This window comes from Actinomyces sp. HMT 175 (genome assembly GCF_016694895.1).
Lineage (GTDB): Bacteria > Actinomycetota > Actinomycetes > Actinomycetales > Actinomycetaceae > Actinomyces > Actinomyces oris.
In genome coordinates this window covers 237850-263294 of sequence record NZ_CP068012.1, presented here as the reverse complement: position 1 = coordinate 263294, position 25445 = coordinate 237850, and the positions used below count along the sequence as shown (strand labels likewise).

Annotated in this window: 24 protein-coding genes; 15 read left to right on the top strand and 9 right to left on the bottom strand. The window is 71.3% G+C overall.

Annotation, left to right across the window (positions count from 1 at the left end):
• The first annotated feature begins 159 nt into the window (after positions 1-159).
• The 6 genes from JJJ14_RS01120 to JJJ14_RS01095 all read left to right on the top strand — a co-directional run bounded on the left by JJJ14_RS01120 (position 160) and on the right by JJJ14_RS01095 (position 6742).
• Entirely contained in the window at positions 160-555 is a 396-nt protein-coding gene (locus JJJ14_RS01120; protein WP_003788016.1) for a FeoA family protein, read from the top strand.
• Entirely contained in the window at positions 552-2681 is a 2130-nt protein-coding gene (feoB, locus tag JJJ14_RS01115; protein ID WP_201444457.1) for a ferrous iron transporter B, read from the top strand. Before JJJ14_RS01120 ends, feoB (JJJ14_RS01115) begins: the two co-directional genes overlap by 4 nt.
• 82 nt (positions 2682-2763) lie before the next feature.
• Positions 2764-3300, top strand: a complete 537-nt coding sequence (locus tag JJJ14_RS01110; protein ID WP_003788019.1) for a NifU family protein — start codon at positions 2764-2766, stop codon at positions 3298-3300.
• A 246-nt stretch (positions 3301-3546) separates the two neighbouring features.
• Positions 3547-3924, top strand: coding sequence for a FeoA family protein (locus JJJ14_RS01105; RefSeq protein WP_201444456.1), 378 nt, complete (start codon positions 3547-3549; stop codon positions 3922-3924).
• Positions 3921-6020: a ferrous iron transporter B gene (gene feoB, locus JJJ14_RS01100; RefSeq protein WP_201444455.1), complete on the top strand. Its 2100-nt coding sequence runs from the start codon at positions 3921-3923 to the stop codon at positions 6018-6020. Before JJJ14_RS01105 ends, feoB (JJJ14_RS01100) begins: the two co-directional genes overlap by 4 nt.
• A gap of 221 nt (positions 6021-6241) precedes the next feature.
• On the top strand, positions 6242-6742 hold the full coding sequence (locus JJJ14_RS01095; protein ID WP_201444454.1) for an NUDIX hydrolase: 501 nt from the start codon (positions 6242-6244) through the stop codon (positions 6740-6742).
• A gap of 197 nt (positions 6743-6939) precedes the next feature.
• Here the strand turns inward: JJJ14_RS01095 and JJJ14_RS01090 are convergent, their stop codons facing one another.
• Positions 6940-7452 carry a VOC family protein gene (locus JJJ14_RS01090; protein ID WP_201444453.1) on the bottom strand — a complete coding sequence of 171 codons (513 nt, stop codon included), beginning with the start codon at positions 7450-7452 and terminating at the stop codon, positions 6940-6942.
• Positions 7453-7832: 380 nt separating this feature from the next.
• Here JJJ14_RS01090 and JJJ14_RS01085 point away from each other — a divergent pair, with 380 nt between their 5' ends.
• Together JJJ14_RS01085 and JJJ14_RS01080 are read left to right on the top strand one after the other, a co-directional pair.
• Positions 7833-8060 carry a toxin-antitoxin system antitoxin subunit gene (locus JJJ14_RS01085; protein WP_201444452.1) on the top strand — a complete coding sequence of 76 codons (228 nt, stop codon included), beginning with the start codon at positions 7833-7835 and terminating at the stop codon, positions 8058-8060.
• Positions 8057-8458 (top strand): PIN domain nuclease, encoded by a 402-nt coding sequence (locus tag JJJ14_RS01080; RefSeq protein ID WP_201444451.1) that lies wholly within the window; start codon positions 8057-8059, stop codon positions 8456-8458. Before JJJ14_RS01085 ends, JJJ14_RS01080 begins: the two co-directional genes overlap by 4 nt.
• A gap of 259 nt (positions 8459-8717) precedes the next feature.
• Here the strand turns inward: JJJ14_RS01080 and JJJ14_RS01075 are convergent, their stop codons facing one another.
• Positions 8718-10046, bottom strand: a complete 1329-nt coding sequence (locus JJJ14_RS01075) for an alpha-amylase family protein (RefSeq protein WP_201444450.1) — start codon at positions 10044-10046, stop codon at positions 8718-8720.
• A gap of 38 nt (positions 10047-10084) precedes the next feature.
• Here JJJ14_RS01075 and JJJ14_RS01070 point away from each other — a divergent pair, with 38 nt between their 5' ends.
• Complete coding sequence (locus JJJ14_RS01070; protein WP_201444449.1) at positions 10085-10702, top strand: TetR/AcrR family transcriptional regulator; 618 nt, start codon at positions 10085-10087, stop codon at positions 10700-10702.
• Between the two features lie 130 nt (positions 10703-10832).
• On the opposite strand, the gene JJJ14_RS01065 is transcribed toward JJJ14_RS01070, so the two are convergent.
• Positions 10833-11330 (bottom strand): Dps family protein, encoded by a 498-nt coding sequence (locus tag JJJ14_RS01065; protein ID WP_176747021.1) that lies wholly within the window; start codon positions 11328-11330, stop codon positions 10833-10835.
• A 117-nt stretch (positions 11331-11447) separates the two neighbouring features.
• Positions 11448-12152 carry a hypothetical protein gene (locus tag JJJ14_RS01060; protein ID WP_201444448.1) on the bottom strand — a complete coding sequence of 235 codons (705 nt, stop codon included), beginning with the start codon at positions 12150-12152 and terminating at the stop codon, positions 11448-11450.
• Between the two features lie 663 nt (positions 12153-12815).
• Here JJJ14_RS01060 and JJJ14_RS01055 point away from each other — a divergent pair.
• The gene (locus tag JJJ14_RS01055) at positions 12816-13805 is read left to right on the top strand and encodes an IS481 family transposase (RefSeq protein WP_201444447.1); all 990 of its coding nucleotides are present in this window, start codon (positions 12816-12818) and stop codon (positions 13803-13805) included.
• An 11-nt stretch (positions 13806-13816) separates the two neighbouring features.
• Here the strand turns inward: JJJ14_RS01055 and JJJ14_RS01050 are convergent, their stop codons facing one another.
• The 5 genes from JJJ14_RS01050 to JJJ14_RS01030 all read right to left on the bottom strand — a co-directional run bounded on the left by JJJ14_RS01050 (position 13817) and on the right by JJJ14_RS01030 (position 18406).
• On the bottom strand, positions 13817-14209 hold the full coding sequence (locus tag JJJ14_RS01050) for a type II toxin-antitoxin system VapC family toxin (RefSeq protein WP_003788050.1): 393 nt from the start codon (positions 14207-14209) through the stop codon (positions 13817-13819).
• Positions 14206-14427: a type II toxin-antitoxin system Phd/YefM family antitoxin gene (locus tag JJJ14_RS01045; protein ID WP_003788052.1), complete on the bottom strand. Its 222-nt coding sequence runs from the start codon at positions 14425-14427 to the stop codon at positions 14206-14208. Before JJJ14_RS01045 ends, JJJ14_RS01050 begins: the two co-directional genes overlap by 4 nt.
• 200 nt (positions 14428-14627) lie before the next feature.
• Positions 14628-15437 carry a hydrogen peroxide-dependent heme synthase gene (gene hemQ, locus JJJ14_RS01040; protein ID WP_003788055.1) on the bottom strand — a complete coding sequence of 270 codons (810 nt, stop codon included), beginning with the start codon at positions 15435-15437 and terminating at the stop codon, positions 14628-14630.
• Between the two features lie 40 nt (positions 15438-15477).
• Positions 15478-16917, bottom strand: coding sequence for a ferrochelatase (locus JJJ14_RS01035; protein ID WP_201444446.1), 1440 nt, complete (start codon positions 16915-16917; stop codon positions 15478-15480).
• Positions 16910-18406 (bottom strand): glutamyl-tRNA reductase, encoded by a 1497-nt coding sequence (locus tag JJJ14_RS01030; RefSeq protein ID WP_201444445.1) that lies wholly within the window; start codon positions 18404-18406, stop codon positions 16910-16912. Before JJJ14_RS01030 ends, JJJ14_RS01035 begins: the two co-directional genes overlap by 8 nt.
• 292 nt (positions 18407-18698) lie before the next feature.
• Between JJJ14_RS01030 and JJJ14_RS01025 the strand changes: the two genes are divergently transcribed.
• The 5 genes from JJJ14_RS01025 (at position 18699) to hemB (ending at position 25356) form a co-directional block, all read left to right on the top strand.
• On the top strand, positions 18699-19964 hold the full coding sequence (locus JJJ14_RS01025; protein WP_442859477.1) for a uroporphyrinogen decarboxylase: 1266 nt from the start codon (positions 18699-18701) through the stop codon (positions 19962-19964).
• Positions 19961-21616, top strand: a complete 1656-nt coding sequence (locus JJJ14_RS01020; RefSeq protein WP_201444444.1) for a protoporphyrinogen/coproporphyrinogen oxidase — start codon at positions 19961-19963, stop codon at positions 21614-21616. The genes JJJ14_RS01025 and JJJ14_RS01020 overlap by 4 nt, the downstream gene beginning before the upstream one ends.
• A 129-nt stretch (positions 21617-21745) precedes the next feature.
• Positions 21746-23041, top strand: a complete 1296-nt coding sequence (locus JJJ14_RS01015; protein WP_201444443.1) for a hydroxymethylbilane synthase — start codon at positions 21746-21748, stop codon at positions 23039-23041.
• Positions 23042-23045: 4 nt separating this feature from the next.
• Positions 23046-24008: a uroporphyrinogen-III synthase gene (locus JJJ14_RS01010; RefSeq protein WP_201444442.1), complete on the top strand. Its 963-nt coding sequence runs from the start codon at positions 23046-23048 to the stop codon at positions 24006-24008.
• A gap of 298 nt (positions 24009-24306) precedes the next feature.
• Positions 24307-25356 carry a porphobilinogen synthase gene (gene hemB / locus JJJ14_RS01005; RefSeq protein WP_201444441.1) on the top strand — a complete coding sequence of 350 codons (1050 nt, stop codon included), beginning with the start codon at positions 24307-24309 and terminating at the stop codon, positions 25354-25356.
• The last annotated feature ends 89 nt before the right edge of the window (positions 25357-25445 follow it).

The following is a 25445-nucleotide window of genomic DNA, read 5'->3' as shown; positions in this document are numbered from 1 at the left end:
ACTCCCAGGTTTCACTAAGAAATCGGATCTCCTTGTCACCATCCCTCCGCGCAGATGCGTCTCAACACAGCAGAAGGCCTCCTGACCTGCTGCGAGGGTGAGAAGCATTGCCTTAGACTCATATCGACGAAGCCCTCTTCATGTCGATCTGAGGACACCATGGATTTTGCTGTTCCACGACACCGTGCCACCGAAGGCACCTCATACCTTCCCGAACCGGGTGCGACCACCTTCGCACTATCGGACCTGAGCCCCGGCACCAGCGGACGTATCACCGGCCTGGCCGACGACGGCGTCGGCGGCGTCCTGGTCAAGCGCCTGCGCAACCTGGGCTTCGTCCCCGGCCGGATCGCCACGCCGCTGCGCCGTGCCCCGATGGGGGACCCGGTGGTCTACCGCGTCTCCGACTATGAGCTGTGCCTGCGCCGCCAGGAGGCCAGGCTCATCCAGGTCACCACTGTGGAGGCCGAGAACCGCATCATCCTCCAACCCCGGCCTGCCGGACGACACGCGGCCGACGACCCCGAAGCACCGAACACGGGAGAGACTCTGTGAGCACCCACAACACCACGCGGCACGCCACCGGGCAGTCGCAGCACTGCGAGCAGCCCTATGACGGCGCCGACTGCCACTGCGGCTCAGGAAGCTCCAAGACCCTGGTGGCCGGCGCTCCCCGCATTGCCCTGGCCGGCGCCCCCAACGCCGGCAAGACCTCCATCTACAACGCCCTGACCGGCCTGCACGCCAAGACCGGCAACTACCCCGGCGTCACCGTCCAACGGTCGATGGGAACCTGCAAGGTCGGCGGCAAGACCCTGACCATCGAGGACCTGCCGGGCGCCTACTCCCTGGACCCGATCAGCCCCGACGAGCAGATCGTCCACGACGTCCTCACCGGGACCTCGACCACGGTCAGCGCGCCGGACGCCCTGGTCATCGTCGTCGACGCCACGACCCTGCAACGCGGCATGAACTTCATCGCCGAGGCCCTCGCCCTGGAGCTGCCCACCTGCCTGGTGGTCACCATGACCGACGAGCTCAGCCGCCGCACGGGCCGGCTCAACGTTGCAGCCCTCGGACAGGCCCTGGGGATCCCGGCCGTGCGAGTCATCGGGCACCGCGGCGTCGGCATGCCCGACCTGCGCGCCCAGCTCGCCCAGGTCGAGAACTGGCAGCGCACCCCGCTGCCGCCGCCCACCGACCCCGACGAGATCACCTCCTGGGCCGACTCGGTGCTGGCCGCGGCGGACTACCAGGCGCCCCAGAACGACCAGATCACCTCCGCGGTCGACAAGGTCCTGCTGCGCCCCGTCCCCGGCACCATCGTGTTCTTCACGATCATGTTCCTCTTCTTCCAGGCGATCTTCACCTGGGCGGCTCCCTTCCAGGACGCCGTCGAAGGAGGCTTCGGGTACCTGGGCGGACTGGTGCACAACTGGCTCGATGAGTCCCATCCGCTCATCGCCGGGCTCCTGGGGGACGGTCTCATCGGGGGTGTGGGCTCGGTGCTCACCTTCATCCCCCAGATCATCATCATGTTCCTCATCATCGCCGTCCTGGAGGGCGTGGGGTACATGTCCCGCGCCGCCTTCCTCATGGACAAGGTCATGAGTATCGCCGGCCTGGAGGGGCGGGCCTTCGTGGCGCTCCTGTCCTCGCTGGCCTGCGCGATCCCCGGGATCATGGCCACTCGCACGCTGCCCTCCACGAAGGACCGGGTAGCCACGATGCTGGCCGCCCCCCTCATGACCTGCTCGGCCCGCCTGCCCGTCTACGTCATCATGATCTCCTTGACGGTCGACGGCGACGCCAAGGTCGGCCCCTTCGGGACACGCGGCGTGGTCATGTTCGCCCTCTACCTGCTGGGCGCGGTCTCCGCGATGGCGGCCGCCTGGGTGGTCAAGCAGCTCACCGACCGCGGCGGGGTGCTGCTGCCCTTCTACATGGAGATGCCGCCCTACCGCATGCCCCGCCTGCACACCGTCTTCATCATGGTGTGGGACGCCTGCAAGGGATTCCTGAAGAAGGCCGGCACGATCATCACCCTGACCACCGTCGTCCTGTGGGTGCTGCTCAACGTCCCCATGCGCTCGGACGCCCAGTTCGAGGCCTTCTGCGCCTCCGACAAGCAGTGCGCCGCCATCGCAGCGGCCGTGGACAAGCCGGAGTCCTCCACCGTCAAGGGCGATGACGGCGAGGTCATCACCGATGCCGAGGAGCTCGGCAAGCTGCTGGAGGCGCAGAAGACCTCCTACACGATGGACAACTCCTGGGCGGCCAAGGGTGGCAAGGTGGTCCAGCCGGTGTTCGAACCGCTGGGCTTCGAGTGGCGCATCAACGTGGCGATCCTGTCCTCGCTGGCGGCGCGCGAGACCTTCGTGGCCACCCTCGGCCAGATCGCCGCCGCCGAGGACCCCGAGGACCCCGGCGCCCACCTGGCCACGATGACCTACCAGAAGGACACCCTGACCAACAAGGCCGGCGACCAGCTGTTCAACCCGGCCACCGTCATCGCGATCCTCGTGTTCTTCGTCTACGCCCTGCAGTGCATGGCCACGGCCGGTGCGATGCGCCGCGAGACCGGCACCTGGAAGTGGCCGATCATCGCCTTCACCTACATGTTCGTCATGGCCTGGGTCATGGCGGCCCTCAGCCGCGCACTCGTGGCAGCGTTCATGTAGCTGGAGCACAACGAAGCAGTGACCAGGACGGTGCCCCCGCGACGGCGGGGGCACCCCGGACATCAGGAGAAGTGAGTCAGCCGTGCCCGTCGTTCCCACGCACCCGACAACCACGCCGGACCCGGACGTGCTGCGGTGGGTCATTCCCGACGGCCTGCTGGCCTTCACCGGGGAGGTCGCCCACGCCCCGGCGCTTCTCCAACAGCTCCTGGATGACGGCACCCTGCGCTCGGTGAGGGTCGACGGCGGCGGGGTGCTCACCCTCCTGGGCACCGGCCACGACTGGCGCACGGAGGGGGCCCGGGTGCGATCCGCCCTGGTGGACGCCCTGGGCGCCCCGAAGTCGTGGAAGGGCGCCGCCACCGCCCACGCCTCCGGCCCCGACGACGCCCTGGAGGCCGCCGCCCGGCAGATCGCCGACGGTTCCCTGGGAACCTTCGTCAACAGCCACGGGGGCGCGCTCGTGGTGCACTCGGTGCGCGACGGCGTCGTCGAGATCGCCATGGAGGGCGCCTGCGACCACTGCCCGGCCGCGGAGATCACGATGCACGCGCGCTTCGAGCACCTGCTGCGGCGCCGGTGCCCCTGGCTGGTCGAGGTCCGCCGGATCGACGAGTAGACCCTCCCCCAAGCAGCCCGCCACCGAGCCGGGCACTTTTCGCACAGCCCCGCCATTTTTCCTCCCGGCTGCGCGAGAAGTGCCCGGCTCGACGCGTTGCGGGGCGTGGGCCCACCCCTGATCTGTGTCGGTGCCGTCCCAAAGTCGTGACGATAGTTAAGCCTCACCTTAGAATGTCATGGTCGATGTGTAGTCCCGCATCATGACCAATCACAGACTTAGGATCCGAGGAGCTCTGAGAGCAACATGGCGACTGCAGTCTCACCTCACAGCACAGCGAAACCGACCGGCGCAGGAGCCGCCCCGCCGTCGACGCACACGTGCCTGTCCGATCTGCGTCTGGGGACCAGCGCCCGGGTCATCGCCCTGCAGGAGGACACGGTCGAGGACCCCATCTCCCAGCGACTGAGCAACCTGGGCTTCGTGCCCGGCCGGACCGTGACGCCCCTGCGCCGCGCCCCGCTGGGCGACCCGGTGGTCTACCGCGTCGCCGACTACGAGCTGTGCCTGCGTCGCCACGAGGCCCGCATGGTTCACGTCGAGGTCCTCACCGAGGCCGACGTCGTCGAGCCCCTCACCGGGCAGCGGGCCGGCACCACCGAGCGTGAGGAGCAGCACCCATGAGTGACCACTGCGCAGCCTCCGAGGTCCCCGGCGCCCCCGACTGCCACTGCGGGTCCTCCAGCTCCAAGACCCTGGTGGCCGGCGCCCTGAGGGTCGCCCTGGCCGGCGCCCCCAACGCCGGCAAGACCTCCATCTACAACGCCCTGACCGGCCTGCACGCCAAGACCGGCAACTACCCCGGCGTCACCGTGGCACGGTCGCTGGGGACCTGCCGGATCGGCGAGACCAGCCTGACCATCGAGGACCTGCCGGGCGCCTACTCCCTGAACCCGATCAGCCCCGACGAGCAGGTGGTGCGTGACGTCCTCACCGACGCCTCGCAGAGCATCACCGTGCCCGACGCCCTCGTGGTCGTCGTCGACGCCACGACGCTCCGGCGAGGGCTGAACTTCGTCGCCGAGGCCCTCGCCCTGGAGCTGCCCACCTGCCTGGTGGTCACCATGACCGACGAGCTCACGCGGCGCGCCGGGCGCCTGGACGTGGCGGCCCTCGGGCAGGCCCTGGGGATCCCGGCGGTGCGGGTGGTCGGCAACCGCGGCATCGGCATCCCCGAGCTGCGCGAGCACCTCACCGACATCCCCTCCTGGCAGCGCCCGCCGCTGCCCGCACCGACGGAGCCGACCGAGGTGGCCTCCTGGGCCGACTCCATCCTGGAGGCCGCCGACTACCAGGCGCCCCAGCAGGACCGCATCACGACCGCCGTCGATAAGGTCCTGCTCAACCCCGTCCTGGGATCCCTGGTGTTCTTCGCCATCATGTACGTCTTCTTCCAGGCGATCTTCACCTGGGCGGCACCTTTCCAGGACGCCGTCGAGGGCGGGTTCAGCGCCCTGGGGGAGCTGGTGCACGGCTGGCTCGACGAGTCCCACCCGCTGCTGGCGGGGCTCCTGGGGGACGGTCTCATCGGGGGCGTGGGCGCGGTGCTCACCTTCGTCCCCCAGATCATCATCATGTTCCTCATCATCGCCTTCCTCGAAGGCGTGGGGTACATGTCGCGCGCCGCCTTCCTCATGGACCGGATCATGAGCCGGGCCGGACTGGAGGGGCGGGCCTTCGTGGCGCTGCTGTCCTCCTTCGCCTGCGCGATCCCCGGGATCATGGCGACTCGCACGCTGCCCAGCGCCAAGGACCGGGTGGCCACGATGCTGGCCGCCCCGCTCATGACCTGCTCGGCGCGGTTGCCCGTCTACGTCCTGCTCACCTCCATCATGGTGCCCTCCGACGCTAAGATCGGGCCGCTGAGCGCGCGCGGCACCGTCATGTTCGCCCTCTACCTGCTGGGGGCGGTCTCCGCGATGACGGCCGCCTGGGTGGTCAAGCGCCTCACCGACCGCGGCGGAGTGCTGCTGCCCTTCTACATGGAGATGCCCCCCTACCGGCTGCCGCGCCCGCGCACCGTTCTCATCATGGTGTGGGACGCCTGCAAGGGCTTCGTGAAGAAGGCCGGGACCGTCATCGCCCTGACCACGCTCATCCTGTGGGTGCTGCTCAACGTGCCGATGCGCTCCGAGGAGCAGTTCAACGCCCACTGCTCCGCCAGCGCCGAGTGCGCGGCCGTGTCCGCGGCGGTGGAGGACCCGGCGTCGTCGACCATCAAGGACGATGACGGGCAGGTCATCACCGACCCCGAGGAGCTCGGCAAGCTGCTGGAGGCCCAGAAGACCTCCTACACGATGGACAACTCCTGGGCAGCCGCCATCGGCAAGACGGTGCAGCCGGTCTTCGAACCCCTGGGCTTCGAGTGGCGCGTCAACGTGGCGATCCTGTCCTCGCTGGCAGCGCGCGAGACCTTCGTGGCCACCCTCGGCCAGATCGCCGCCGCCGAGGACCCCGAGGAGCCCAGCGCGCACCTGGCCACGATGACGTACCAGAAGGACACGCTCACCAACAAGGCCGGCGACCAGCTGTTCAACCCGGCCACGATCGCGGCGATCCTGGTGTTCTTCGTCTACGCCCTGCAGTGCATGGCCACGGCTGCGGCAATGCGCCGGGAGACCGGCACCTGGAAGTGGCCGGTCATCGCCTACACCTACATGTTCATCACGGCGTGGGTCATGGCGGCCCTCACGAGGGTCATCGTCGCCATGCTCATGTAGGCGGGGCCGGGGTGCGCTGTGCCCCACCCATCCCGCCACTCACCTCCTACCTCCGCACCTCCCCCACACACTTCGACCGAATCTTCATAAACGACGCGGCTCCGGGTCTTTTTTGAAGATTCGGTCGAAGTGTTAAGCGAGTGCCGGCACTTGGCAACCGCCAGCCCCCGCGGTCGCCTCCCACTCCACCCGCTCAGCCGGTGATCGTCTAGGCTCGCGGCATGGCGACTCCGGAGTTCATCGTCTCCCTGCGACAGAGGATCGGGCACGACATGCTGTGGCTGCCGGGGGTGAGCATCGTCGTCGTCGACGAGGCCGGCCGGCTCCTGCTGGGTCGGCGCGCCGACAACGGGCGCTGGGCGGTGGTCTCCGGCATCCCCGAGCCCGGCGAGCAGCCGGCGGTGGCGATCCGGCGCGAGTGCCTGGAGGAGACCGGCGTGGACGTGGATGTGCTGGCCGTCACAAGCGTGACCGCGGGCGAACCCTTCGCCTTTCCCAACGGGGACAACTGCGTGTTCATGGACATCAACTTCGTGGGGCGGGCGAGGCCCGGCAGCGCGGATCGCGCCCACGTGGCCGACGACGAGTCCACACAGGTGGGCTGGTTCGCGCCGGATGCGCTGCCCGAGCCGCTGCTGAGCTCGACCCCTGCACGCATCGAGGCGGCCCTGGCCTGGCTGGCCGACCCGACGTCGGGCGCGCGCTTCCACCCAGCATCCTGACGCCGGCTGCCTTCGCTCGGCCGGGGACGCCGACGGGGGCGTTCCGCGCGGCGGGGTGCCGTCTCTTCCGGACGGGGACAGTGTGCGCGTAAGGGGACGGGAATTCCGTCCACGTACGCGTCGATGGCACCCGACGGCGGCAAAAGGTCCCCGACGGCGTCGAATGTCCCCGATCACAAGAGGGGAGGCAGTTGCAGTCAGGCCTCGGGCGCCTCGATGCCGATGCGCCGGAGGCCCTCGGCCTGCGGGCCGTTCGGGTCCAGGGGCCTGGCGGCGGTGAGGATGACACGCACGCCCTCGGGGGTGACGACCTCGACCTCGCGGGAGTTCCACGGAGTGACGCGCGGGCCGGTGACGCTGCCCGGTCGGCGCTGCTCGCAGGCCGCGGCGATCTCGTCGATCTGGGACAGGACGCAGGAGAAGCTGACGCTCATCGAGGGGCCGTCGGCCGGGTCGGGCGCCTGCGGCGCCGGCACCAGGAGGACATCCTGGAAGGCCCAGCGGCGCAGGTGCACCAGCTGGCCGGGAATGCTGAACAGAGTGAAGAAGCCCAGTGCCTCAGTCCAGAAGTCGACCGAGGCGTCCAGGTCCGACGTCGGGACGGTGACGAACATCGGCATGCCGTAGATGCCGTGGAAGGGCTCGGGCGGTTGGGCGTCCTCGCTGGGCGCGGGCACGGGGCTCATCTCAAATGCGTTGAAGGTACTCATGCGGGGTAGCCTCGCCCCTCACGCTACGTGAGGGTCAAGGTGATCCGCGTTGCTGTTGGCCGCGCTGTCGGGGGCATTCCGCGCGGCGGGGTGCGGTCTCGTCCGGACGGGGACAACCTGCGCGTTCGGGGACGGGAATCCTGTCCCCGACGGCGTCGATGGCACCCGCCGGCGGCAAAGTGTCCCCAACGGCGTCGAATGTCCCCGTCAGCGCGCGGGTCCCCCAGTCCTCGACCGACCAGGACGCCGACGCCACCGCCCCCCGCCGGCGCGAGACCTCCTCCCCCTCACTCCGCGGGCGGCTCGACGACGAGCGGCTCCTCACCGGGGGCGCGCACCTCAGCGCGAGGCGTCTGCGCCACCCTTGGTATGATCCGGGTATGACTCAGAAGATCGCGGTGAGCCTCCCTGACGAGCAGGTCATCTCGATCCGTCGCGCGGTCGAGCAGGGCAGGGCTCCGTCGGTGTCGGGCTTCATCAGCGCAGCGGTCGCTCGCGCACAGCGGGAGGACGACCTCGCCCAGCTGCTGGACGACCTTGATCGCGAGCTCGGCCCCGTCGACGACGCCGACCTGGCCTGGGCGGATAAGGCGCTGGGACTGGCGTGACCACCACCAGCAAGAAGAGCGTCAAGGGCCTGACTCTCGACACCGGTGCGTTGCTCGCGCTTGAGCGCGGGGACTCGCGGGTCCGCGCGCTCCTTCGCCGAGCATTGGAGACGGGCCTGCCTCTGAGTATTCCCGCCGGCGTCGTGGCACAGGCCTGGCGGGGAGGCCCTCGGCAGGCCCGCGTCGCGCGACTATTAGCGGATCCCAGCGTGCACGTGGCATCGCTGGACGACATGACGGCACGAGCTGTCGGCCTGCTGTGCGGACGCAGCGGACACCGGGACATCGTTGGCGTTCACGTCGCCCTGCTGGCGCAGGAGCAGGGGCACACCGTGGTGACCTCCGACCCTGAAGACCTGAGCGCGGTCCATCCCAGTCTCCCACTCATCACGGTCTAGACGGGCGTTGCAAACCCCGGCTGCAAACCCCGGCCGGCGACATCGCCAGGGACATTCCGCGCGGCGGGGTGCGGTCTCTTCCGGACGGGGACAGCCCACGCGTACGGGGACGAGTTTCCTGTCCCCGCACGCGTCGATGGCACCCGCCGGCGACAAAGTGTCCCCGACGGCGTCGAATGTCCCCGTCAGCATGCGGGCCCACCTGATCCTCGACCGCCAGGACGCCGACGCCACCGATCCCCGGCCGCGCGCGGACCCCTCACTCCGCGGGCGGCTCGACGACGAGCGGCGCCTCGCCGGGGGCGCGCACCTCGGCGCGGGGTGCCGGTTCCAGGGCCAGGCTCACGTGCAGCCGCTGGCCCTCCTCGCCGACGGCGTCGTAGGACAGTCGTGGGTTGTCCAGCTCGGTGACCTCGGTGCGGGCGCGCACGAGCCAGGGGTGGCGGCGTCGCAGCCCGATGAGGTCCTGGTGGAGCCGCAGCATCCAAGCGCCCTGCGGCGCGAGCCCGGACGGCGCGCCCGGCAGGGCGGGGCGGACCTCGTCGTCGCCGCCGAGGGTCTCGGTCTTCACCCCGCGGAAGGCCTGCTCGTCCCCGTAGTAGACGCTGGGCACGCCACCCACGGTCATGAGCAGGACGACGGCGAGCGCCGCCCCGCCGGCCCCGACCTTGCTGGCGATGCGGGTGACGTCGTGGTTGCCGACGAAGGTCGCCGGGACGAACCGGTCCAGCAGCTCGTTGTGGCGCTTGAGGCACCAGTCGAGCTCGTAGAAGTTGACGTCGGCCAGCGAGCTCCACGTGGCCTTCCACAGCTCGTACTGGGTGACGGTGTCCACGGTGGAGGCCTCCACGAAGCCGGCGTAGTCGCCGTGGATGACCTCCCCCATGAACCAGGCGTCGGGGTGGCGCTCGCGCACGGCGGGCAGGACGCTCGCCCAGAAGGCGGGGTCGACGGCGTAGGCGGCGTCCAGGCGCCAGGCGCTCGCGCCGCGGTCGAGCCAGTGGGTGAGCACCCGCACGGCCAGGTCGCGCACCTCGGCGGAGTCGTGGTTGAGGGCGGCGAGCGACTCGTGCCCCTCGAAGGTGGCGTAGCCGGGGCCGGACGGTCCGGCATCGTTCCTGACGGCGCCGTCCCCGACGGCGGCGTCGTCGAAGCGGAAGAGGCCGCGCTCCTCGCCCCCGGCGCGGGCAGCCCGGAAGAGGGGGTGCTCGGTGCCGACGTGCCCGAGGACGCCGTCGAGCATGAGGGAAAGGCCTCGGGTGCGGCAAGCTTCGGCGAGGCGGTCGAAGGCGGCGTCATCACCCAGGCGGGGATCGATGCGCAGGTGGTCGGTGGTGTCGTAGCCGTGGGTGGAGGAGGCGAAGATCGGCCCGAGCGACAGACCGTTGGCACCGAGCTCGACGGCGTAGTCGAGCCAGGGCTCCAGGCGGTCCAGGCGCGCGGGGGCGCCGGGCTCGGTCAGGGGCGCATCTGGTTCGGGGCGGATGGGGGCGCCGGTGGCGCCCAGGGGGTAGACCTGCCACCAGATGGCGTGGTCGATCCAGGCGGGGGTTGCGGGACGGCTTATTCCAGGTGACTCACTAACCATGCCTCCAAGGGTGCCGCCGCACCCGTTAGCATGTCAAGGTGCCATCTCGTACCGACAAGCGTCCCCGCCTGCGCATGGATCCCGCCGAGCGCCGCGAGCTGATCCTGTCCGCAGCGAGACGGGCCTTCGCGAGCCGCCCGTACGAGGAGGTCTCGCTGGTCGAGGTCGCTGCGGAGGCGCAGGCCTCCGAGGCACTGGTGCACAAGTACTTCGCCGGCAAGGCCGGCCTCTACGCCGAGGTCCTCCGGCGTGCCGCTGACGAGTTGACCGAGCGCACCCGGGGGGCCGACGACGCCCTGCCGGAGGGGTCGTCAGCCCGGGACCGGGTGCGCACCTCGATCCTGACCTACCTGGACTTCATCGCCGAGCGCTCCCCCGGTTGGGTGACCTACCAGGCGCTGGCCGGGCACGACCCGGGCGACGAGGCGGCCCGGGTGAGGCGGCAGGCGCGCGAGGCGGCGGTGGCAGCCCTGGCCGAGGTTGTCGGCGGCAGCCGGGGCCACCGCGACGACTTCGCCCTGTGGGGCTACCTCGGATTCCTCGACGACGCCTGCCTGCGCTGGGTGCACGCCGGCTGCCCCGACGACCAGCGCCACAGCCTGGTTGACGCGGCGCTGGGCTGCCTGGAGGGCGCGCTGGGCGACTGGCGGACATGAGAGCTGGGACCGCCCCGGCGAATGACACCCCGGAGTCGGCAGTCCGGCCAGCAGACACGAACGTGGGGCCCACCTCTCAAGGAGGTGGGCCCCACGTCATGGAGTCAGCGCGCCAGCGCGAGCCTCAGGCTCAGCGGACAGGCTTGCGGACCTCGGCGGAGAGGAACCAGGCCTGCTGCTCGAGCTTGCCGATGAGGTCCTCGACGATGCCGGAGGAGGTGGGGTCCTCAGAGTCGACGTCCTCGTCCACACCGCGCAGGGTGGCGACGACGGCCTCGATGGCGGAGACGATGTAGGCGACACCCTCGCTGGTGAGGATCTCACCCTCGGGGGCGGCCGGCACGGTGGTGGCGGCGGAGACGGTGGCCGGGCGGCCGTCCGGGACGGCGTTGATGGCGCGCATGCGCTCGGCGACCTCGTCGGAGCCCTCGCGGGCGATGTCGACGACCTCGTCGAGGTTGAGGTGGACGTCGCGGAAGTTCGGGCCAACGATGTTCCAGTGGATCTGCTTGCCGACCAGCTCGAGGGCGATGAGGTCGGTCAGGACGCGCTGGAGGTTGTCGCTCAGGGCGGCGGAGGCGGTGAAGGAGAGGTTGATGGACGGTGTTGTCATGGTGTCTGCGTTCATGACCATCACTTTACTACATCGCTAGTCTCTGTGGGTGTTACTTATGATTCACAGGCAAGCCATGCCTCACCTGAAACCAAGGCTCACCTGCCTGGACAGGTTCTTCTGGCAGCCCGCTCAGCCGACCTTGCAGGTGTTCGGCTCGCCGGTCTCCTCCTCCTCGGAGGCGAGCCAGTGCCCGTTACTACCGGGCACCATGGTGTTCTTCGCCGGGATCCGCGCCTTGTTGGATGGTTCGGTGACGTCCTTGCCCTGCGCGTCGACGTAGGTCACCTGCGTCATGTCCACGCAGTAGGTGACGGTGGCGCTCTGGCCATCGGAGCTCATGGCGACCTCGGAGATCGCCACCTTGACGGGGGTCTTGGCCTTCTGCCCCGTGTTCTGCAAGGTGGAGGCGTCGTTGAGGAGCTGCTGCTGAAGGTTGCCGGTGGTGACGGTGGGTACCTTGCTGGTGTCCTGCCCGCCGCCGACCCACAGCTTCCAGGACATCTGGTCGTAGGCCACGAAGTCCTGGAGGATCGCGACCCGCTTGACGTCGAGGCCGGCGGGGATCGCGGTGACGGTGTACCCGAGCTGGGCGTCTGACAGGGAGGCCGCCGTGACGGTGCCGGCGGTGCTCGACGCCGTGGCGGCAGCTGAGGAGGCCGACGTCGGTTTCCCCGCGGAGCTGGCCCTGCTGGCGGGCGCCTTGGCGTCGGGTTTGGAGTCCTTGGAGGAGCAGCCGGTCAGAGCCAGCGAGCCGGCGAGCAGCAGGCAGCCCAGTGCGGCGGCTCGACGACGACCCACGGCTCGACTCGCGGGGCGGTTCTCGGCATGTGCCACGGGGGCTCCTGACTGTCGGCCGGAATCAACCCGGCGGAAACCAACCCGTCGACACTACCGCGAAGATCACGAACATGTCTCGACCTTCGTCGCCCTCCTTGCTACACCCCTGTTCTGGCGAGGGTACGTGATGCCAACAATCCTCAGAAGGAGGAACCAGGCCTGCTGCGCAGGCTTGCCGGTCAGGCCATCCAGGATGATGGCCGATGTCAAGGGCTCGTTATCGACAGGGACACCCTGCGCACTGGGGGACAGGATTTCCGTCCCCCGACGCACAAACAGCCCCTGCCTGGAACGGAGTGCCCCCAGCCACGGTGAAGTGTCCCAGACAGCGTTGAAGATCCCCGTGAGGAAGCGAGCCGACCGAGGTCTCCCCGCCCACCGCGACGAGACCGGACCAACCTGACCAACAGCGCGGAACACCCGGCCCGGGCAGTCGCGGTCACCTTGGCAACAGCTGGAGTCTCACCAATGTCCCACACCCCGCCACCCGCACCCCAACAAAGGTCGCCAACGTCATGACCTCATACATCTAGGTGTACTGATCGGGAGGGTTGGTTGAGGGGGTGTGATCTGAGTCTTTGAGGTGAGGAGAGCGCCTTGGGCTGGTTGAGTGGAGGTGTTGCAGTTCCCCATCAGCCAGACACGAAAGGTGCTCTCCTCATGTCCCACGCTAACGCAGCCCTGACCCCGCGTGCTCGTTTGAGGGTCGCCCGTCTGGTGGTTGAGGAGGGCTGGCCCGTCAGCGAGGTTGCTGCCCGGTTCCAGTGCTCATGGCCCACCGTCAAGCGCTGGGCCGACAGGTACAGGGCCGGCCAGCCCATGACCGACCGCTCCAGCCGCCCACGCTCGTGTCCTCACCGCACACCCAAGGCAGTGGTCAAACGGATCGTCTCGCTGCGCATGCGCCTGCGTGAGGGCCCCGTCCAGCTCGCTGCCCGCACCGGGGTCGCAGCCTCGACCGTCCACCGCATCCTGCGAGCCGCCCACCTCAACCGCCTGTCGTACACCGACCGGGCCACCGGTCAGGTCGTGCGCCGCTACGAGCACCCCTACCCCGGATCTCTTGTCCACGTCGACGTCAAGAAGATCGGCAACATCCCCGACGGTGGTGGATGGCGCTACGTCGGTGCGCGCCAGGGCGCGCGCAACCGCGCCTCCACCCCCGGCAAGGCCCGTAGCCAGGCCAGCCGCAGACCGGTGATGGGCTACGCCTGCGTGCACTCGGTGATTGATGACTACTCCCGCGTGGTCTACAGCGAGATCCACGACGATGAGAAGGCCGATACCGCCGTCGGAGTGCTCCAGCGCGCGGTGTCATGGTTCAGCGCCCGAGGAGTCAAGGTGGAGCGAGTCCTGTCCGACAACGGTTCTGCCTACCGTTCCCAGGCCTGGCAAGCCGCCTGTCAGCAGCTGGGCATCAAGGCCAAGCACACCCGCCCCTACCGCCCCCAGACCAACGGCAAGATCGAGCGCTTCCACCGCACCCTGGCCGACGGCTGGGCCTACGCCCGCCACTACACCTCCGAGACCCAACGCCGCCAGGCCCTACCCGCATGGCTGCACCTCTACAATCACCACCGACCCCACACCGCCACCCAAGGCCACCCACCCATCACCCGCCTAACCAACCTCCCCGATCAGTACATCTAGGCAACGACCACTCACCACAGGATCGTCACACCGGACAGTTCCTCGAAGGCCGGATCGCGCGTCACCAACGCAAGCGACTCGTACATCGCTTGCGCCGCCAGCATCCGATCAAAGGGATCGCGATGCGACCACTCAAGCTGCCCGCTCAAGCGCGCGTGCGACCACTCGATGGGCAAGAACTCCGCTCCGAGCCGTCGCACGTGCCCCTCGAGAGCATCCAGCCACGGCCCCGCTCCAGGCAGTTTCCCAATGCGGTTCTTGGTATGCAGCTCCCATGCACTGGCGGCGGAGACCACCACGAGATTCCCTCGGTCTCGCAGCACCTCGACAGCCCTCCCGCCCAGACGCGAGGGCTCATTGATCGCCCACATGAGCGCATGCGTATCGAGCAGGTAGCCCTTCATGCACCCTCCCAGGCACTCAGCTCCTCCTCCGGCAGCTCGTCGAAGAACGTGTCCGGCAACTGGTATCCGCCGAAGCCCAGCTCCCGCTCGCCCCCGACTGGAACCAAGCGCGCCACTGTCTGACGCCCTCGGGCGATGTTGATGGTTGCCCCCTGCTCGACCTCCACCAACAGCGCCGACAGATGCGTCTTCGCCTCCTGAACCTTCACCGTCTTCATGCATTGATGGTCCCAGGAGAAAGCGACCTGGTCAACCAGGTTGGTCAGGTTGCGCCGCCGCCCACTCTCATGGTCGGGGACATTCCCCTCCGGCCAGGGACCAGTCACGCGTTGGGGGACAGGAATGCTATCCCCCAACGCGCAGGATGCCCCCGGCCGCAAGGGAAGGTCCCCGACGGCGTCGAATGTCCCCGGCCCGTTCAGGCCCAGGGCTGGCGCTGAGCCCACTCCTGCGGGCTGACGCGGCGCCCGGTGTAGAAGGGCGTGTCCACGCGCACGTGCATGCGCGCCTCCGTGTAGCGCTGGTGGTGCAGGACCCCCTCGAGCCGGTCGAGGCTGTCGGCCTCGAAGCCGAGAATCCACTCGTAGTCGCTCAGGCCGAAGGTGGACAGCGTCGAGCCCTTGACGTCGGGGTACTTGGAGAAGCCGTGGCGCCCGTGCTGGGCCATCATGCGCGAGCGCTCCTCGGGCTCGAGCAGGTACCACTCGTAGGAACGCACGAAGGGGTAGACCATGACCCAGTCGCGCGGCGCCACCCCGGCCAGGCAGGCCGGCACGTGGCGGGGGTTGAACTCGGCGGGCGTGTGCAGCCCCATGCAGGACCACACCGGCTCCAGATAGCGGCCCAGCGCACTGCCGCGCAGGCGGTGGTAGGCGTCCTGCAGGACCTCGGGGTCGTCGTCGAGCCACCACACGAGCAGGTCGGCGTCGGCGCGCAGGCCCCCGACGTCGTACCAGCCGCGCGTCGTCACGCCGCCGGCCTCGACGAAGTTGGCGCTCTCCCCCAGGAGCTGCTCGCGCTCGGGCTGGGAGGCGGGCAGCGGGCGGGCCAGGCGGAAGACGGCGTAGAGGGTGTAGTGGTACTGGTTGTTGATGGCCTCCAGGTCGACGTCGGTGGCGTCGCGTGGGTCGCGGTGGGGGCGGCGCTCCTCGTCCTCGAAGCGGTGCAGGCCCCCCTCACCGGGGTGACCGCCGGGGTGTCCGTGCTGGCCGTGGGTGTCAGTACTCAATTTCTTCTCCTGGTTCGTATCGGAGCTACTGGGATGGGGGCTATCGGGGGTCGGCGCCGTCGGTCCCGTGGTGAGCGGGCCGGCCGGGGTGGCCGGCCCCGTTCCGGCAGCACGAGTCCGGGCAGACCGTGTGGAAGGGGCCGACGCCGGTGGTCGAGTCGGGCCGGACGTCCTCGCCGCGGGCGGCGGCGGCCCGCTCGAAGAGGATGTCGACGAGGGAGTCGATGAAGGCAGGGTGGGTGCCGACGGTGGCGGCGCGCGCATACGGCATCCCCAGGTCGCGGGCGGTCTGGGCGGCCTCGGTGTCGAGGTCGAAGACGACCTCCATGTGGTCGGAGATGAAACCGAAGGGGGCCACGACGACGCCCTCGGGCCTGCTCACGGGGCTGCCGTCGGTCAGGTGCCCGGCGGCCAGTGCCTCAAGGTGGTCGTTGACGTCCGGTTCGAGCCAGCGGGCCTGCGGCGGGCCGGAGCGCGAGCAGTAGACGAGGTCGGCCTCGACCGCCTCCAGGCCGAGACGACGGGCGACCTCGGGCACGAGCACGGCGGCGAGCGCCTCGTGCTGGGCGACGTAGGAGACCTCCGTGGACAGGTCGGCGGCCACACCCGGCTCTCGCCGCCCGGTCTCGGTCGGGCCGTGCGCGTCAGAAGCGCCGGAGGCCCCGGGTACGCTCTCGGGCCCCGCCCCCGGGGCCGAGCCGGCCTCCATGCCCAGGGGGATGGAGTGGGTGACGAGCACGAGGCGCGCGTCCGCGGCCGCCACTCCCTGCTCGGCCAGGGCGCCGTAAGCCTCGACGATGGCGTCAATGTTGGCCTGCAGCAGACCCGGGGTGTTGTAGTAGGGGCGCGTCTTGTCCACGGTGAGCTCCACGGGACCGCCCCCGTCCCCGCCGACCCGGGCGGCGGCGTCGGCCTCGAATCCCTCACCGGTGGAGCCGTCCGCGCCGTTGGCGAGCAGGGCGACGGCGCCGGCCAGGTCCTCGCGGTACTGGCGGCACCCGGAGTAGGAGCCGAAGGCCGCGGTGGGCAGAGCCAGGACGCGGCGGGCCCCGGCGTCGGCCAGCTCGCGCAGGGCCTGGCTGACGAAGGGGTGCCAGTTGCGGTTGCCGACGATGATCGGCAGCGTCGAGCCGCGCTCGGCCAGGCGGGCCTGGAGGGCGTCGCGCAGCTCGGCGTTGCACGCGTTGATCGGGGAGGCGCCGCCGACGCTCTGGTAGTGGCCGGAGACCTCTACGAGGCGAGAGTCGGGCACGCCGCGGCCGGCGGTGGCGTTGCGCATGAAGGGCAGGACGTCCTCGGGGCGGCGGGGCCCGCCGTAGGACTGCAGGAGGATGGCGTCGTAGGGGGCCAGCGGGTCGAGGGCCGGGACAGTGGCTGGGGCTCCGGCGAGGTCGGCGCCCGGGAGGGTGTCCGGGCATGCGTCCAGGCGCGTAGGAGCCTCCTGGGTGGGCCCGGGCACGGGCGCGGCGGTGTCAGTCATGGTTCTCTCCTGTGCTTTCCAAACCCCAGACGAGCTCGAGGGCCTGACGGTAGGCCTCCTCGCGGCCCTCCTGGCCGGCGCGGCGAGCCATGACGGTGGGCTGGTGGAGGAGACGGGCGGCCAGGTGGTGCAGGGCCCGCTCGGCCTGCGCCAGGGGCACCATGGGCTCGCCGTCGATCTCGCTGGCGGCCTCGAAGCCGGGCTCAGCAGCGAGGTGATGGTGGGGGCAGGCCCCTGCGGCGGCGTCGGCACTGTTGACCCCGCTGACGCCGGTTCCGGCGCGCCCGTCGACGGCGGGGACGGCCAGGGCGAGCCGGCGGGCGGACTGGGGGCGCAGACGGGCGGCCTCCTCGGCGACGACGCGACCCACCTGGGCGCGCAGGGCGGTGATGAGGGGGTCCATGGCCCGGCCGGCCAGGGTGCGCTCGAAGTCGGCGGCCTCGGCCTCGACGATGGCGCGGGCGGCGGTCACCTGCTGGGCCGCAGCCTCGGGCACGGCATCGCGCACGCGGGCCAGGTCGAGGTGGACGACGCCCGGCAGGGCGCCGACGGCCTCATCGACGTCGCGGGCCAGGGCCAGGTCAAGGATGACGAGCGGGCGACCGGCTCCCCCAGTCGAGCCGGCACGCTCGGCGGCGACGGGGGCGACGACGTCGGCGGTGAGAATCGGCCCGCCGGTACCGCGGCAGGTGACCACGAGGTCGGCGCGGCTCATGGCCTCACTCAGGGCGCCGGCGGGGACGGCGCGCAGGCCGTGGCCGGCGGCGAAGGCCTCGGCGCGGTTGGAGGCGGAGTAGACGGCGATGTCGGTCAGGCCGCGGGCGCGCAGGTCGGCGACGGTGGCGCCGGCGTAGGAGCCGGTGCCGACGATGAGGGCGCGGCAGTCCTCCAGCGGCGGCAGGTGGCCGGAGGCCTGATCCACGCCGACGGCGACGACGCTGCGCCCCTGACCGGACAGCTCGGTCTCATGGGCCACCCGGCGGGCGGTGGCCGAGGCGCGCTCGACGACCCGCACGAGCTCGGGGCTGAGCGTGCCCTCGGCGGCGGCGGTCTCGGCGGCACGGCGGACCTGGCCGACGATCTGGGCCTCGCCGACCACCATCGAGCTCAGGCCCGCAGCGATGGCGAGCATCTCCCGGCGGGCGGCCGCCCCGACCAGGTGGGTCAGCAGGAGTCCGCTCGCGGGGAGCCCGGCACGCTCGGCCAGGAAGGCGGTGATGGTCTCCCCCAGGTCCGACGCCGCGGCCGACTGGCTCGCGTCCACCGGAGAGAGGTCCGGGTGCAGGGCCGCCGGGCAGCCGGTGTCGGCCCAGGAGTCGGCGTCGATGAGCAGGGTCAGGCGGTTGCATGTGGACAGCACCAGGACCCCGCGTAGCGCTGGGACCACTTCCAGGAGGTCCGGCCCCAGCCCCGGGGCGACCGCGCCGAGCCGGGCAACGACGTCGAGGCCCGGCAGTCGATGGTCTGCGGAGAGAAGATGAGTAGTCACAACGTGGGCTATTGAAACATCACCGTGGGGAGCGGGCACAATAGCGGCGTGGCGACACACACCCGACATCATGACAATGCGTCATCACCATATTTCTGACACTCTGTCAGAACCCGACGGACGTTTGGAACGCCGCACCATTACACGCAATAAACCCCCTCTGACCACTGCTGACAGGAGGCAGTCGGATATGTCTCGCATTCAGTTCCCTTATCGCAGGGAAAGCACGCGGCGTCAGCATTCTTCGCCCGATAACGGCGATTTCGTCACCGGCAGTTCACACAATGATTCAATGACTTCCGAGCCGGCGGCGCAGGCTGCCGAGGCGGCGGGGCCTGCCGGGACCACGACGGGACCGGCTCCGTCGCCGGCGCTCCTGGAGGCGCTGGCGGGGCGGAGGCCCGCGCGCACGCCGGTGTGGTTCATGCGTCAGGCGGGACGGTCGCTGCCGGAGTACCGGGCGCTGCGGGCGCGCGCCGGCGTGCCGATGCTGGATGCCTGCCTGGATCCTGCGCTGGCGGCGGAGGTGACGCTGCAGCCGGTGCGGCGCCACGGCGTCGACGCCGCCGTCTTCTTCTCCGACATCATGGTGCCGCTGCGCCTGGCGGGTGTGGGAGTGCGGATCGAGGAGGGCGTCGGGCCGGTCCTCGACGCCCCGGTGCGCAGCGGCCGCGAGGTGAGCGAGCTGGTGGCCCGCCGCTTCGGTGACGGCCCCGACACCGAGGGGGTCGGGGCGATCGAGGAGGCGGTGCGGCGCGTCATCGTCGAGCTGGGCAGTCCGCAGGCGCCGGGCGTGCGCGAGGGGCTGAGCGAGCGGGCGCGCGCCGGGCTGGAGCACAGTGCCGGGTCGGCGGGGTGGACGCCGGTGCTCGCCTTCGGCGGGGCGCCCTTCACGCTGGCGGCCTACCTGGTGGAGGGCCGGCCCAGTCGCGACCACCTGGCGGCGCGCACGCTCATGCGCGCCGACCCCGACTCCTGGGACCGGCTCATGACTTGGTGCGCGCGCCTGACCGGCGAGTTCATCGCCACCCAGGTGCGTGCCGGGGCGGCCGCGGCCCAGCTCTTCGACTCCTGGGCGGGCTCGCTGTCCCCGCGCGCCTACCGCGAGCGCGTGGCCCCCTACTCGGCGCTCGCGCTGGATGTCGCCCGCCAGGCCGTCTCCCCCACCACCGGCGAGGGTGCGCCGCTCATCCACTTCGGCACCGGAACCGCCCGGCTGCTGGGGCTCATGCGGCAGGCGGGGGCCGACGCCGTCGGCGTGGACGAGCGCATCGAGCTGGGCGAAGCCATTGAGGCGCTGGCCGAGGCCGACCCGCAGGCAGGGGCCTGCCCGGTTCAGGGCAACCTGGACCCGGCGCTGCTGGCGGCGCCGTGGCCGATCCTGGCTGAGGAACTCGACGCGGTGCTGGCCGCCGGGCGCACGGCGCCGGGGCACGTGGTCAACCTGGGGCATGGGGTCCCGCCGGCCACCGACGCGGACGTCCTCACCCGGATCGTGGCTCGGGTGCACGGCTCGGCCGACTGGGAGTCCGTGGCCCTGGCCGGGTGGGAGGCATGAGCGGGGAGGCCGTCGGGGAGCGACGGTGGGACGCGCTCGTCATCGGCGGCGGGATCGCAGGTCTGACAGCTGCCTGGGACCTGGTACGCGCCGGGCTGCGGCCGCTGCTCATTGAGGCGCGCGGCTACACCGGCGGGCTCGTCGCGGCCGGGAGCATCGGTGGGGCGCGCATGGACCTGGGGGCTGAGGGCTTCGTCGTGCGCGGCCAGGCGGCCACTTCCATGCTCGCCGAGTTGGGGCTGCGTACCGCCGCCCCGCACGGCCGGCCCCGGCTCTTCCTGCCGCCCCTCGCGCCGGGCACCGGCGAGCAGTTGCCCCAGTGGGGGTTGCACCGGTTTCCTGACCACGCCTACCTGGGGATCCCGGCGGACCCGCTGGCTCCCGACGTCGTCGCCATCATCGGGCAAGAGGCCGCGCGCCGGGCCGCACAGGACGCCGACCTGCCCGGCACCGTGGGCACCGGCCCTGAGGATTCGGGCGACCTGGCCTCCTTCGTGGCCGCGCGGATGGGGGCCGGAGTCCTGGAGCGCCTCGTGCGGCCCATCGTCGCGGGCATCCACTCGGCCGACCCGGCGGACCTGGCGGCCGACGTCGTCATGCCCGGACTGCGGCGGGCCACGGCGGAGCTGGGATCGCTCAGTGCCGCTGTGGCGGCAGTGCTGGAGCGGCGTCGGGCCCGGAAGGACGGTGCGGGTGGTCGGAGCGTGGACGCCGCCGTCGAGGGCGGGCTGTTCCGGCTCACCGACGCGCTGCGCGAGGCCATCGAGGCCGGCGGCGGGAGCGTGCGCACCCGCACCGGCGCCCAGTGGCTGCGGCCCGGCAGCGGCCAGGAGCACGCGGGCGGACAGGCGCCGGCCGCCTGGCGGGTGGGGATCGCCCCGACGCGCCGGGGTGCGACGCCGTCGGACGAGCCGGTGCCCGATGGTGCGCAGGAGGTCGTGACCACCGACCGCGTCGTCGTGGCCTGCTCGGCGGGGGCCGCGCTGCGGCTGCTGCGGGGGATTCCCAACCTGCCCGCGAGCGCGACAGAGCTGACCGTGCCGGTGGGGGCGCCGATCGCCCGCTTCACACTGGTGGCCCGGGTTCCGGAGCTCAGTGGGGAGCCAGTGGGCTCGGGGCTGCTCGTGGCGCCCGCCGGCGTTGCTGAGCCCGCCGCGTCGTCGTCGGCCGGTGCCGGGGCCTCTGGCCTGGTCTCCGATGAGACGGATCCCGGTGAGGGGCCTGTAAGCCTGGCGGACTGCCCGGTGCGGGCCAAGGCCCTGTCGCACCTGAGTGCCAAGTGGCCGTGGGTCGGTGCCGAGCTGCGGGCGCTGCACGGCCCGGACGTCCACGCGCTGCGACTGTCCTACGGTCGGCCCGGGCAGCCGCGCCCGCAGGTGGATCTGCAGGTGGCGCTCGATGACGTGGCGGCCCTGACGGGGGTGCGGATCGAGCCGGAGGCGGTCATCGACCACATGCTGGTGCGATGGGACGGGACGCTGCCGCCAGTGACGCCCGCCTACCGGGAGCGCACGAGGCGCCTGGAGGAGCAGCTGGCGCCAGTGACGGGACTGGAGGTCACCGGGGCGTGGGTGGCCGGGACCGGGATCGCCGCCGTCGTCGAGCACGCCCGCGCCGCGGTCGGGCGCCTGGTGGGCTCCCATGGCGGGTGAAGCGCCTCGCCGGGACGGGGGTGGGCGGCGCGTTCGTATATTAGGTCGCGAGTTCGTACTTCCAAGGTACGAAGGCGAGCCCTACGGTACGAACGCGACGATTGAGAACCGCGCACGAGGAGGGGATGCATGACCACGACGGGGACGGACTCCTGGCGGCTTCGCCTGGGCACGCGCGGCTCGCGCCTGGCGCTGACCCAGTCCGGGCAGGTCGCTGAGGCACTGATGGCGGCCGGCGGGGGCGGTGCGGCCGCCGCGGCCGGCAAGGCCAGCGAGGGTTCCGGCGGCCTGGGCATCAACCTGGTCACCGTGCGTACGGACGGCGACGGCGACCGCACTCCCCTACGGCAGCTCGGTGGGGTGGGGGTCTTCGCGGCCCGGCTGCGTCACGCGCTCCTGGATGGCGAGGTGGACCTGGTGGTCCACTCCTTCAAGGACCTGCCCACGCAGCCGGTCGAGGGTCTGGAAGTCATCTGCGTGCCGGCGCGCGAGGACCCGCGCGACGCCCTGTGCGCCCGCGACGGCCTGACCCTGGCCGACCTGCCCGAGGGGGCCCGCGTGGGCACCGGCTCACCCCGCAGGGCCGCCCAGCTGCTGGCGGCCCGCCCCGACCTGGAGGTGGTGGACCTGCGCGGTAACGTACCCACGCGCCTGGCGCGGGTGCGGGGGCTGGAGGTGGTCGGCGTCGGCACCGATGAGCCGGTGGCGCCGAGCCGGGCCGATGCCGCCGGCGACCTGGACGCGGTGGTTCTGGCCCTGTCGGGGCTGCGGCGTCTGGGTCTGGAGCACTGCGCGAGCGAGGTGCTGGACCTGGAGGTGATGCTGCCCGCGCCGGCTCAGGGGGCCCTGGCCGTGGAGGCGCGAGCCGACGAGGACTCCGCGGAGCTGGCCCGAGTGGCGGCGGCGCTCGACGACGAACCCACGCGCCTGGCGGTGACGGCCGAGCGGGCGCTCATGGCCCGGCTCGGGGCGGGCTGCGCGGCGCCGGTGGGGGCCTGGGCGCACCTGCGGGGCGAGAGCCAGGAGCCGTGGGAGGAGCACGCCGAACACGGAACCGGCTGGAACGAGGGCTTCCGCGGCGATAACACCGCCGTGACCGGGGGCAGGCAAGGGGCTGGGGCGGCAAACGGCGGCCCACGGCCAGTCGGGGTCTCCGAGGTAGGACCGCACGGTTCAGCGGTCTCGCGCCGCTCGCCGCGGGTGCTCGTGCTGCGGGCGGTGGTCACCTCGCTCGATGGTGGCCAGGAGGTCGGCTGCGAACTGAGCACCGAGCTGCCTGAGACCTCCGGGGGGCCAGGAACTCCTGGGGACACGGCGGCGGTTCGGGCGGCCGAGGCACTGGGGGTCAGGGCGGCCGAGGTCCTGCTGGACGACGGCGCCGACCAGATCGTCGACCTGCACGCCAACAAGCCCCGGCGGGACTGAAGCCATGGCACGGTCCACCTCACGCACTGACTCGGCCGGGAGCCTCCCGGGCAACCCCCGGGAGGGCGGCGGGGCGCCGCTGTCGGGGCGGGTGGTTCTGCTGCCGCGCCTCAAGGAGCGCGACCGCATCGCCTCGGCGCTGGAGCGGGCCGGGGCGATGGTGCTGCGGGCCGCCGTGACGCGGACGGTTCCGGGTGAGGCGGCGGCGCTGGAGGCGACTGCGCGCAGGATCGCGGAGGGCGAGGCGGCCTGGCTGGTGCTCACCTCGGCCCGGACCGTGGAGGCGCTGGCACCGTACCTGCTTGCGGAAGCCGGATTCGGTTCGGCGACCTGGGGGCACGGGCTCCACCGGGAACCCGGTACTCCCGACCTCCACGACAGCGCCACACCTCCCCGCACCCCAGCCATCCCGCCGCTGCGGGTGGCCGTCGTCGGTCCGGCGACCGCGCGCGCCTGGACCGAGCTCACCGTGACCGCCCCCGACTTGGTGGCCCGAGGCTCGGCCGCCGCTCTCCTGGAGGAACCAGAACTCGCCGGCCCACTGCCAGCCCCGAATGCTGCGCGGCGGGTGCTGCTACCGGCCTCGGCTCTGGCCGACCCGGCACTGGCGGACGGCCTGCGTCGAGCGGGCTGGGAGGTGGAGCAGGTGGCCGCCTACACGACCGTCACGGCCGACGCCCATGACCTGCCCCCGGACCTGGATCGCACGTGGGCCACTGGCGGTGTGGACACGGTCGTGCTCACCGCCCCGTCCACGACGCGGGCCGTCCTGGAGCTGCTCGGCCCACCGCCGCAGGGAACCGGGCTGGTGGCCATTGGCGCCACCACGGCGGCGGCCACCCGCGAGCTCGGTCTGACGGTTGCTGCCGTCGCCCCCTCCCCCACGCCCGAGGGGGTCCTCCAGGCCACCATCGACACCATCCGGGCCACAACGGACCCCGCTCCTGCCTCTCAGGAGCCGCCGTGATGGCCACATACCGGCGAAAGTGTCACGATTGGCGACTTTTCATCGCCACCACAGTCCCTGGGGCACCTACCCCTCGGGTATTCGCCCAGGTCAGAGCCGGATACTCCGATGAGCTCCGGAGCCGCACCCCCGCTCGGCACGACTAAAAGTCGCCATTCGTGACACAAAGCCACCCCGCAGCCTCCGAATCCGACACGAGCGTCCCCCGCACAAACCCACCCGATCCGCCTGGTTCCAGTCATTCCAACACTGTGGACGGCCTGCGAGGCGGCGGACCACCAACCACCAGGAGCACCTCATGACCGATGCCCTTCGACCGTCCGCCGACTTCCTGTCGCGCCGCTCCGTCCCCGACCCGCAGGCCCCCACGGTCCGCCCCCGGCGCCTGCGCACTACCCCGGCGATGCGGTGCCTGGCGCGCGAGCACGTCGTGGACCCGGCCGCCCTCATCCTGCCGGTGTTCGTGCGCGAGGACATCGATACCCCCCGCCCCGTGGAGGCGATGCCGGGGGTCGTCCAGCACACGCTGGACTCGCTGCGCCGCGAGGCCGCCGCCTGCGCCGAAGCCGGCATCGGCGCCATCGACCTGTTCGGCGTTCCCGCCACCCGGGACGAGGCCGGCACGGCGGCCTGGGCCGAGGACGGCATCCTCAACCGCGGAATCGCGGCCGTGCGCGCGGAGGTCGGGGACGAGGTCGTCGTCTGCGCAGACACCTGCCTGGACGAGTTCACCAGCCACGGCCACTGCGGCCTCATCCGCCCCGACGGCCCGCGCGCCGGTGAGGTCGACAATGACGCCACCCTGGCCACCTACCAGGCCATGGCCGTCTCCCAGGCGGAGGCGGGGGCGCACATGGTCTCGCCGTCGGGGATGATGGACGGGCAGGTCGCCGCGATCCGCGCCGCCCTGGATGCCACCGGCCACGATGACGTCGCGATCCTGGCCTACTCGGCGAAGTACGCGTCGGCCTACTTCGGGCCGTTCCGGGAGGCCGTGGGCTCCACGCTCACCGGGGACCGGCGCGCCTACCAGCAGGATCCGGCCAACCGCCGCGAGGGCATGCGCGAGGTGATGCTCGACGTCGCCGAGGGGGCGGACATCGTCATGGTCAAGCCGGCCGGCCCCTACCTGGACGTGCTGGCCGACGTCGCCGCCGCCTCACCGGTGCCGGTGGCCGCCTACCAGGTCAGCGGCGAGTACGCGATGGTGGAGGCGGCCGCGCAGCGCGGGTGGGTCGACCGCGAGCGCGTCATCGCCGAGTCGGTGCTGGGCATCGTGCGGGCGGGCGCCGACATGGTCCTGACCTACTGGGCCCGGGAGATCGCCGAGAACCCGGCCCTGCACTGATACAAGAGCCACGGAGGGCAGGATCGTTCCGGTAGGTTGGGAATCAGTTCCGGCCGGCGCGAGGTCACCTCCCGAACCGGCCCTGACCA